Source organism: Mycolicibacter acidiphilus (assembly GCF_018455725.1).
In the GTDB taxonomy this organism is placed as follows: Bacteria; Actinomycetota; Actinomycetes; order Mycobacteriales; family Mycobacteriaceae; genus Mycobacterium; species Mycobacterium acidiphilum.
On sequence record NZ_JAHCLR010000045.1, the window covers coordinates 23,483 to 32,023 of the forward strand.

11 protein-coding genes are annotated in these 8,541 nt (G+C 69.7%); 6 read left to right on the forward strand and 5 right to left on the reverse strand.

The annotated features are described in order from the left end of the window. Positions 1 to 14: 14 nt before the first annotated feature. Together KIH27_RS18070 and KIH27_RS18075 are read left to right on the forward strand one after the other, a co-directional pair. Complete coding sequence (locus KIH27_RS18070) at positions 15 to 320, forward strand: hypothetical protein (protein WP_307856931.1); 306 nt, start codon at positions 15 to 17, stop codon at positions 318 to 320. Positions 321 to 386: 66 nt separating this feature from the next. Then, positions 387 to 1,325: an alpha/beta fold hydrolase gene (locus KIH27_RS18075; protein ID WP_214094352.1), complete on the forward strand. Its 939-nt coding sequence runs from the start codon at positions 387 to 389 to the stop codon at positions 1,323 to 1,325. 11 nt (positions 1,326 to 1,336) lie between these two features. On the opposite strand, the gene KIH27_RS18080 is transcribed toward KIH27_RS18075, so the two are convergent. The 3 genes from KIH27_RS18080 to KIH27_RS18090 all read right to left on the reverse strand — a co-directional run bounded on the left by KIH27_RS18080 (position 1,337) and on the right by KIH27_RS18090 (position 3,502). Beyond that, a complete protein-coding gene (locus tag KIH27_RS18080) occupies positions 1,337 to 1,648 on the reverse strand; it encodes a CDGP domain-containing protein (protein ID WP_307856932.1) in 312 nt (103 codons plus the stop codon). 80 nt (positions 1,649 to 1,728) lie between these two features. Then, positions 1,729 to 3,225: a serine/threonine-protein kinase gene (locus tag KIH27_RS18085; RefSeq protein WP_214094353.1), complete on the reverse strand. Its 1,497-nt coding sequence runs from the start codon at positions 3,223 to 3,225 to the stop codon at positions 1,729 to 1,731. A 28-nt stretch (positions 3,226 to 3,253) separates the two neighbouring features. After that, complete coding sequence (locus KIH27_RS18090; RefSeq protein ID WP_214094354.1) at positions 3,254 to 3,502, reverse strand: hypothetical protein; 249 nt, start codon at positions 3,500 to 3,502, stop codon at positions 3,254 to 3,256. Between the two features lie 42 nt (positions 3,503 to 3,544). Between KIH27_RS18090 and KIH27_RS18095 the strand changes: the two genes are divergently transcribed. From KIH27_RS18095 to KIH27_RS18105, 3 genes are read left to right on the forward strand one after another with little or no spacing between them, the layout of a single operon-like run. Continuing rightward, positions 3,545 to 4,027: a nuclear transport factor 2 family protein gene (locus KIH27_RS18095; RefSeq protein ID WP_214094355.1), complete on the forward strand. Its 483-nt coding sequence runs from the start codon at positions 3,545 to 3,547 to the stop codon at positions 4,025 to 4,027. Then, on the forward strand, positions 4,024 to 4,836 hold the full coding sequence (locus tag KIH27_RS18100) for an SDR family NAD(P)-dependent oxidoreductase (RefSeq protein ID WP_214094356.1): 813 nt from the start codon (positions 4,024 to 4,026) through the stop codon (positions 4,834 to 4,836). The genes KIH27_RS18095 and KIH27_RS18100 overlap by 4 nt, the downstream gene beginning before the upstream one ends. Positions 4,837 to 4,895: 59 nt before the next feature. Further along, on the forward strand, positions 4,896 to 6,494 hold the full coding sequence (locus KIH27_RS18105) for a peptide chain release factor 3 (RefSeq protein ID WP_214094357.1): 1,599 nt from the start codon (positions 4,896 to 4,898) through the stop codon (positions 6,492 to 6,494). Between the two features lie 18 nt (positions 6,495 to 6,512). On the opposite strand, the gene KIH27_RS18110 is transcribed toward KIH27_RS18105, so the two are convergent. Then, positions 6,513 to 7,394, reverse strand: a complete 882-nt coding sequence (locus tag KIH27_RS18110; RefSeq protein ID WP_214094358.1) for an NYN domain-containing protein — start codon at positions 7,392 to 7,394, stop codon at positions 6,513 to 6,515. A 194-nt stretch (positions 7,395 to 7,588) separates the two neighbouring features. Here KIH27_RS18110 and KIH27_RS18115 point away from each other — a divergent pair, with 194 nt between their 5' ends. Next, the gene (locus KIH27_RS18115) at positions 7,589 to 7,921 is read left to right on the forward strand and encodes a hypothetical protein (RefSeq protein WP_214094359.1); all 333 of its coding nucleotides are present in this window, start codon (positions 7,589 to 7,591) and stop codon (positions 7,919 to 7,921) included. Between the two features lie 253 nt (positions 7,922 to 8,174). Here KIH27_RS18115 and KIH27_RS18120 read toward each other — a convergent pair whose 3' ends face one another. Further along, positions 8,175 to 8,486, reverse strand: coding sequence for a hypothetical protein (locus tag KIH27_RS18120; RefSeq protein ID WP_214094360.1), 312 nt, complete (start codon positions 8,484 to 8,486; stop codon positions 8,175 to 8,177). Positions 8,487 to 8,541 lie beyond the last annotated feature (55 nt).

Consider the following 8,541-nt stretch of genomic DNA (forward strand, 5'->3'; position numbering starts at 1 on the left):
GCAGTGCTGAACAGGTGTTTCGCTTCGTGGCGTGCCGTGGCTGTGGGGTGCTGACGGCGCAATCCGCAGCGGCGGTCGGCACCGCGACCATGAAAGTGCTGGGTAGCGGAAAAGCGACCGTCCACTACCGCATCAACGGGGGCGCCGAGCAGACCGAGGTCGTCACGCTGCCGTGGTCGAAGCAGTACCAGGTCTACGACGAGGTGGAGACGTCGGTGACCGCCGACGGCGCCACCGGATGCTCGATCATCATGGGCGAGATGCTGGCGGCCTACCAGGACGAACCGAACCCGACCTGCAGTTTCGCCTATTACGGCTGACCCGTAAAGTTTGACGCGTGTCAAGGCGGGGCGGGGGATGCCGTACCCGATTCCCAAGGAGTACGGATGAAACTCGACGACCTGCTGCGCCACCCGCCCGGGGTGGCACCGGCCGAAGCCCCGCGCATCGAGGGCCGGTTCAACCTTCCCGGCGGCCGGCGCCTCGGCTACGCCGAATACGGCGACCCTGCCGGTGCGGTGGTGCTCTGGTTCCACGGCACCCCCGGCGGCCGGCGGCAGATCCCGATGCTGGCCCGGCGGGCGGCGACGAGCCTCGGGGTGCGGCTGATCGCGGTCGAGCGGCCCGGGACCGAACTCTCCGACGCGCACGCCTATGAGTCGGTGGCGCAGTGGGCCACCGACATCGGCTACGTCGCCGACACCCTGGGTGCGCAGCGGCTGGGCGTCGTCGGACTCTCCGGCGGCGGACCGTACGCGCTGGCCTGCGGCGCGGTCGCCCCGCTGTGCGAGCGGGTCGCGGGGATCGCGGTGCTCGGCGGGGTGGTGCCCGCGGTCGGACCCGACGCCTGCACCTCCGGTGGCACCGTCGGCCTGGCCCGGCGATTCGCCCCGCTCACCTCGGTGCTGCGCCGGCCGCTGGCGGCGATGTTCACCGGCATGTACGCCGCATTCGTCCCGCTGGGCCACCTCGGCTATCGCGGGCTGGCCGGTGCCGCGCACCCCGGTGACCGGCGGGTGCTGGCCGACCCGGAGACCGAGCCGATGCTGATCGACGACATCGCCCACGTCGCCGCCGGCGGATTCCAGGCGATCATCGACGACGGCCGATTGTTCGGCCGGGACTGGGGTTTTGCGCTCGGCGACGTCAAAGCGCCGGTGCGGTGGTGGCACGGCGACGCCGACCCGGCCATCTCGCTGGCCGACGCCCAGGCCACCGTGGCACGCATCCCCGACGCCGAACTGATCGTGCGCACCGACGAGAGCCACCTCGGCTGCTTCGCGCTCGCCGACGAGGTGCTGGCCTACCTGCGCGAATTGCTGTAACGCCGAGGCGGTTACACACCGAACCCGTTGGTGGGTACGCCGGGCATCATCGGGCCGTAGATGTGCGGCGGCTGCCCGAACGGGATGGCGTCGGGGGAGACCGGGAAGCAGTTGGAGAACCCACCGCCGAACTTGCCACCACCGGCGTACAGGCAGCGGTCCCAACCGCCGTCGGGCCGCTCCGGGCCGTCGCAGATGGTGCGGCCGTTGTTCCAGCCGAAGTAGGTGCTCTGGCAGCCGGCCCGGGCCGGCGGTGCCGCGGCCACCGACACCGACAGCAGCGCCGCCGTCACCGAGGCGACGCACCCAACGATAATCAGCACTGGCCCAATGATTTTCGCCATGACAGCCCTTTCCCCGATCCGTTACCCGCAACGTAGCCGGGACCACCGACAGGTTCGGGTCAGGGCCCGGACTCCACCGCCGGCTCGTCGGAGATGACCCGCCCGCCCTGCACGATCTGCAGTCCGCTGCGGGAGAGCAGATACTGCGTCGGGCCGTCCTCGTTGATCGCGGTGTAGCCGGTCGCGGTGCGGTGGACGTCCGTCAGTTCGATAGCGGCGCCGTCACTGTTGCGGGCGCCCCGGTAGTAGAACGACTGAGCGGACCTGGCGCAGATGACGGCCGTGGAGTCCTCGGTGCGCACCAGCAGCTGGGCGTAATCACCGGTGGCGCACCGGGCCCCGCCCGCCAGGAAACCCCACTGGTCGGCGTCGGGCAGCGTCCCCGCCGACATCGACGGTGCTGACGGTCCCGCGCTCCGATAGGACGGGCGACCCGGGGCCGACGTCGACGTGGGCGGGACGGGCTGGGCGGTCGGCGACGGGGCCGGCGTAGCGGTGGGCGTGGCACGGGTCCCTTGCGAACCGCCCCGGTTGATCCCGACCCACACCAGGGCGGCCACCAGCAGCACCACCGCCGCGGCCAACGCCGCCAGCAGCGCTCCGTTGACGTTTCGTGCCGGACGAGCCGGCGGCTGCGGGATCACGGGGTAGTGCGGCGGCACGGGTGGCGGTACGGGCGGCGGACTGACCAGGACCGGCGGTGCGGGGAAGATCGGCTGGTGGGCGCCGGTGCGCAGTGCGTCGGCGAAGTCGCGGCAACTGGGGAACCGTTGATTCGGGCTTTTGGCGAGCGCCCTGGCGAAGACCGCATCGAGGTCGGCGAGGTCCGGGCGGGCAGCGGACAACAACGGCACCGGAGCGCTCAGATGGGCGTTGATGACCACCGCGGCCGTCGCACCGGTGAACGGCGGCGCGCCCGTCAGCAGGTAGTACGCACTGGCGGCCAACGCGTACTGGTCGGCGCGACCGTCGATCTCATTGCCGAGCAACTGCTCCGGTGCCGTGTAGTTCAGGGTGCCCAGCGTTGTATTGGTGGCGGTCAGTTCGGCCGTGTCGTGAATGGCCCGGGCAATTCCGAAGTCCGCCAGCAGAATCCGGGCATGATCGGTCCCCGGATCGGCCAGCAGGATGTTCGCGGGTTTGACGTCGCGGTGCAGCAGACCGCGGCCGTGCGCGAAATCCAGCGCCGAGCCGATCGCGGTGATGATGGTGCTGACCTCGGTGCGCGGCATGCCGTTGGGGTAGTGGTCCCGGCGCAGCGCGGCGGCATCGGTGCCGTCGACGTAATCCATCGAGATCCACAACTGCCCCTCGAACTCGCCGCGGTCGTGGACGCTGACAATGTGGGCGTGTGACAACGACGCCGCGAGGTCGGCCTCGCGCTCGAACCGGCGTCGATAGCCGGTGTCAGCGGAGAACTGCGCGGGCAGGATCTTCACCGCGTCGTAGCGGTTCAACCGAGGGTGCTTGGCTAGGTAGACCTCGCTCATGCCGCCGGTGCCGAGCAACCGGACGATGCTGAAGCCAGCAAAGCTCGCGCCGGCCGGTAGAGGCATTACCAGAGCGTACCGTCGCGCCCCACCGCTACCTGCCGGGCACGTACTGCCGGCAGGTGTAGGTCGCCGGATCGCACATCACCGGCAGCGTGGTCCAGCCGCCGTAGGTGCCCGGCACGTCCCAGGTCGGCATCAGCGGCCCGTCGTAATTGGGGTTGGGCATGTACCGGCAGGTGTCGAACGCCGCGCACGGCGGGGCGTCGGCGTGGGCGAGCGCCGCCGGGGCGCCCAGGACGAGTGCTGCCGCCGCGAATGCGCTGAGGATGACTGCTTGCATGACACCAATCTCTCACCGGGCACCGACAAGTAGGGTGCAGCGATGAGCACCGAGGACCGGCTCGCAACTCTGGAGCGCATCGAGGCGATCAAGAGCCTCAAGCACCGCTACTTCCGGGCCTGCGACGCCAAGGATCCCGACACCTTCCGGGCCTGCTTCATCACGCACGGCGCCGACGTCGACTACGGCCCGCTCGGCGGTTTCCGGGACGCCGATGAGATGGCCGCGCTGTTCACCCGGATCGCGCTGGCGGAGGTGGCCGGCAAGCCCGTGGTGCTCGACATGCACCACGGCCTGCATCCGGAGATCGACGTGCTCGACGCCGGCCGGGCGACCGGGCGCTGGACGCTGAAGTTCCGGCAGGTCAACCTGATCGAGCGCACCGAGCGGCTGCTCACCGGTGAGTACGACGACGACTATGTGATCGAGGACGGGGTGTGGAAGATGGCGCGCAGTCATTTCCGTCAACTGTGGTCGATGACGCGGCCGCTGGGCGCCGACGTCACGGTGGAGTGGGCGAGATGAGCCGGGTCGCCCTGGTCACCGGCGCCAGCCGCAGCGTCGGCAAGGGCATCGCGCTGGCGCTGGGCGCCGCCGGCTGGACGGTCTACGTCACCGCCCGCCGCGAGGACGCGCTGGCCGAGACGGCGCGGGCCGTCACCGAACGCGGCGGGCGCGGCATCGCGGTCTGCTGCGATCACCGCGACGACTCCCAGATCGCCGCACTGTTCACCCGGATCGCCGACGAGTGCGACGGTCGGCTCGACCTGCTGGTCAACAACGTCTGGGCGGCGCCGAGGGGGTTCGCCGGGTTCACCGACCCGTTCTGGAAACGTCCACTCTCCGACTGGGATTCGCTGATCGGGGTGGGGTTGCGCGCGCACTACGTGGCGTCGGTGCACGCTGCGCCGCTGATGGTGGCGCGCGGGTCGGGGCTAATCGTCAACATCTCGTCGTTCGGCACCCGCGGGCACCTGCACTCGGTGCTCTACGGCGTCTCCAAGGCCGGCCTGGACAAGATGGCCGCGGACATGGCCGTCGAGCTCACTGGGACCGGGGTGAGCACGCTGTCGCTCTGGCCGGGCCCGGTGAACAACGAGCGGATGCAGGCGCTGGGGCTGACGGAGTTTCAGGGCTTCTCGCTGGCCAACGCCGAAACGCCGGAGTTCATCGGACGGGTGATCGTCGCCCTGGCCGGGGATCCGGAGATCGGGAAGCGCAGCGGGCACACGCTGATCACCGCCGAAGCCGCGCTGGACTACGACGTCACCGACGTCGCCGGCAACCAGCCGGACTCGCACCGGGCCCTGTTCGGCGGCGGGCCGCTCTACTGACGGTGTCGCCACGTCCGATTATCGAGTTACCCACCACCGCCAATACACTCTGTGACGCTATGACCGACAACGCCGTGCACGCCGAAGCCGGCCGCCGCAGGACCTTCGCGGTGATCAGTCACCCCGACGCCGGCAAGTCCACCCTGACCGAGGCGCTGGTGCTGCACGCCAGGGCCATCACCGAAGCCGGTGCGGTGCACGGCAAAGCCGGTCGGCGTGCCACCGTGTCGGACTGGATGGAGATGGAGAAGGCCCGGGGTATCTCCATCACCTCGACGGCCCTGCAGTTCCCGTACCGCACCGCGCGGGGACAGGACTGCGTCATCAACCTGCTCGACACCCCCGGCCACGCCGACTTCTCCGAAGACACCTACCGCGTGCTGACCGCGGTGGATTCCGCGGTCATGCTCATCGACGCCGCGAAGGGCCTCGAGCCGCAGACCCTCAAACTGTTCCAGGTGTGTCGGCACCGCCGAATCCCGATCATCATCGTGATCAACAAGTGGGACCGTCCGGGCCGGCACGCCCTGGAGCTGATGGACGAGATCGCGACCCGGATCGGGCTGCGTCCCACCCCGTTGACCTGGCCGGTCGGCATCGCCGGGGATTTTCATGGGGTGCTCGATCGCCGGTCGGGCAATTTCATCCGGTTCACCCGGACCGCCGGCGGTGCCACCGCGGCACCCGAGGAACACCTCACCGCGGCCGACGCGCACGACGCGGCCGGCGCCGACTGGGACACCGCGGTCGAGGAGTGCGAGCTGCTGAGCGCCGACGGCGCCGACTTCGACCGCGAGGCGTTCCTGGACTGCACCGCATCGCCGGTGCTGTTCACCTCCGCGGCGCTGAACTTCGGGGTGAATCAGCTGCTCGACGTGCTCACCGAGCTGGCGCCGTCACCCGGCGGTGCGCTGGACGCCGACGGTGCCCGGCGGGCCACTGACGCGCCGTTCAGCGCCTTCGTGTTCAAGGTGCAGGCCGGGATGGACTCCGCGCATCGCGACCGCATCGCCTATGCGCGGGTGTACTCGGGAACCTTCGAACGCGGCGACGTGCTGACCCACGCCGCGACCGGCAAACCCTTCGTGACCAAGTACGCCCAGTCGGTGTTCGGTCAGCAGCGCTCCACGCTGGAGACCGCCTGGCCCGGCGATGTGATCGGGCTGGCCAACGCCGCCGCCCTGCGCCCGGGCGACACGCTGTATTGCGATGTGCCCGTGCAGTATCCGCCGATACCGAGCTTCTCTCCCGAGCATTTCGCGGTGGCGCGCAACGCCGATCCCAGCAAACACAAGCAGTTCCGTCGCGGTATCGAGCAGCTGGATCAGGAGGGCGTCGTGCAGGTGCTGCGCTCGGATCGCCGCGGCGACCAGGCGCCGGTGCTCGCCGCGGTCGGCCCGATGCAGTTCGAGGTGGCCGCACACCGGATGGCCACCGAGATCGGTGCGCGTATCGAGTTGGAGTCGCTGCCGTATCAGGTCGCGCGGATCGTGGAACCCCAGGACATCGACTTTGTCAGCCGGCAGGCGCTGGCGGAGGTCATGGTCCGGACCGACGGTGTGCAGTTGGCCCTGTTCTCCAACAGCTGGCGGCTGCAGTGCTTCCAGCGCGACAACCCCGAGGTGCAGCTGCGGTCGCTGGTGGCCGCTGAAGAGTAGCTTGCCGTCCCGGCTGCATCAGCTGCGCAGCCGCACCATCCGCGTCGTCGAACTCTCGTCGAGTTCCACGAGATCCGAGTAGGACCGCAGGAAATCGCTGAATGACTTGTAGCCCAACGCTTTCTCGCTGAACGACGGATCCATCCGCTTCATCTGCGCCTTGACCGCCGAGTTGTGCAACCACTCGACATCGTCCTTCTCCAAGCCGATCCGCAGTGCACGGGTGAGCAGCGCGGTGGCGGTGTCCGCCGGATCCGGATCCTCCGGTTCCTGCTTGGGCTGCCGGGTGCCCCGCTTGGATTCGGCCTCGCCGATGGCGTCGTCGGCGTCGGGCGGTGCGGGCTCGAACACCGGGACCCCCGGCAGTGCGTCGTAGCTGATGAAGTCGTCGCAGGCCGCGGCCAGCGCCCGGCTGGTCGACCCGGCCACCCCGATGCCGACCACGTAGCGGCCCAACCGCTTACAGCGCTGCGCCAGCGGGATGTAGTCGGAGTCGCCGGCCACGATGACCACGTGGGTCAGATCCGGCAGCCGGAACATGTCCTCCACCGCGTCGACGGCCAGCCGGATGTCGGCGCCGTTCTTGCCGTAGGCGGCCGCCGGGAACAGCTGCACCAGATCGACGGCGCGGGCCACCAACTGCCGGCGGTAACCGGTGTTGACCTCTGCCGACCAGTCGGCGTAGGCCCGGGTGAGCACCAGCGTGCCGAACGAGGATGCGAAGTCGATGATGGCGCCGACATCGACGGTGGCCCGCGCGAGCCGATCCGGATGTTTGGCCAGCCCCTTGGCCTTGTCCTTCTGAAACGAGCTGCGCCCGTTGACCTGGTCGTAGCGGGAGATCACGATGTTGTCGAAGTCGAGGTAGACCGCGACCCGGGGGTCGCTGGATTCCGTCATGGCTGCCAGTGTGGCACGCAGCCGGGCCCCTGTGCCTCGACGTGACAGTCCCCGCGCAACACGACGCGCCGGCCGAGGTCGACGGCGCGGCGACCATCGACGAAGAAACCGGCTACGCGGCAACATCTCTCATTTTGATCGGGTTGCCGGTCGGCACTGTTCGGCGGCGGCCCGCTCTACTAGCCTCGGTCGTCATGGACTTCAGCAGCTACACCACCGACGAGATGATCCGGTGGGCGCAGTTCTACGACGGCTACCGGCGACTGGCCGGCGGCGCGCCGCAGCTCAACGAAGTGCTCCGCCCGCTGCGGGAGACGTTCGCGGCCACCGGGGCCATCCCGGACTGGGTGGGCGTCGACCTGCTGCGCGGCTGGGCGTTCCTGCTGGTGCGGGTCGACACCCACCGGGAAGCGGGCGGGGCGACGCTGGGCGCTGAGTTCGCCGCCGTCGTCGACGCCATCGACCGGCACCCGGCGGTGTTCCCGCGGGAGCGCTCGCCACTGCCGCGGGGTTGCGCGGCGCACTGAGCGTCGGGCAGCCTCAGCAGCCCCAGCCGCCACGTCAGGGTGGGATGTGCCCTTGCGCCCGCCTCAGCGCGACAACCGGTGGGCTCGGTCGGGTTCCGTGGGGTGGACGCCGGCGTTGTCGCGCAGAGGCGGGCATGACGAGCATTGCTTTCTCGCGGTGACGTGTGGGGCGGGCGAGGCTAACGGGTGACATGTGGGGCGGGGACGCCGACGGGTGGCGAGCGGTGCCCACCGCGACCTTCCGATCCGCGACCTACCCAGACCGGTACCACCGCGGGATCAGATCCGGGTCCGGCAGCGGGTACTGGCCGAAGAAGCCGGCCGGGTCACCGTGCAGCACCTGGTAGTTCTCGGTGATGGCACGCCGTCGGATCGCGTCGATCCGGTCGTGTTCGGCGGCCCTGTGCTGCCGTTGCCGGCGGACCAGCCACCGGACGGCGAACCAGAGGGCGGTCATCACCAACCCGGCCAGGATCACCCAGCGCAACCACCACAGCAGCGCGAGCAGCAGGAAGACGGCGAAGAACCCGCCACCGGCACCGGATTCACGACCGCGACCGCTCATGAAACGAACGCTAGCGATGGGCACCGACATTGATGATGTTCAACCGCTTCGGGTG

Bases quoted from the DNA above. Each gene is read 5' to 3' on its own strand.
- KIH27_RS18075 (WP_214094352.1), top strand. From the start codon at position 387: ATGAAACTCGACGACCTGCTGCGCCACCCGCCCGGGGTGGCACCGGCC.
- KIH27_RS18085 (WP_214094353.1), bottom strand. From the start codon at position 3,225: ATGCCTCTACCGGCCGGCGCGAGCTTTGCTGGCTTCAGCATCGTCCGG.
- KIH27_RS18090 (WP_214094354.1), bottom strand. From the start codon at position 3,502: ATGCAAGCAGTCATCCTCAGCGCATTCGCGGCGGCAGCACTCGTCCTG.
- KIH27_RS18095 (WP_214094355.1), top strand. From the start codon at position 3,545: ATGAGCACCGAGGACCGGCTCGCAACTCTGGAGCGCATCGAGGCGATC.
- KIH27_RS18100 (WP_214094356.1), top strand. From the start codon at position 4,024: ATGAGCCGGGTCGCCCTGGTCACCGGCGCCAGCCGCAGCGTCGGCAAG.
- KIH27_RS18105 (WP_214094357.1), top strand. From the start codon at position 4,896: ATGACCGACAACGCCGTGCACGCCGAAGCCGGCCGCCGCAGGACCTTC.
- KIH27_RS18110 (WP_214094358.1), bottom strand. From the start codon at position 7,394: ATGACGGAATCCAGCGACCCCCGGGTCGCGGTCTACCTCGACTTCGAC.
- KIH27_RS18115 (WP_214094359.1), top strand. From the start codon at position 7,589: ATGGACTTCAGCAGCTACACCACCGACGAGATGATCCGGTGGGCGCAG.
- KIH27_RS18120 (WP_214094360.1), bottom strand. From the start codon at position 8,486: ATGAGCGGTCGCGGTCGTGAATCCGGTGCCGGTGGCGGGTTCTTCGCC.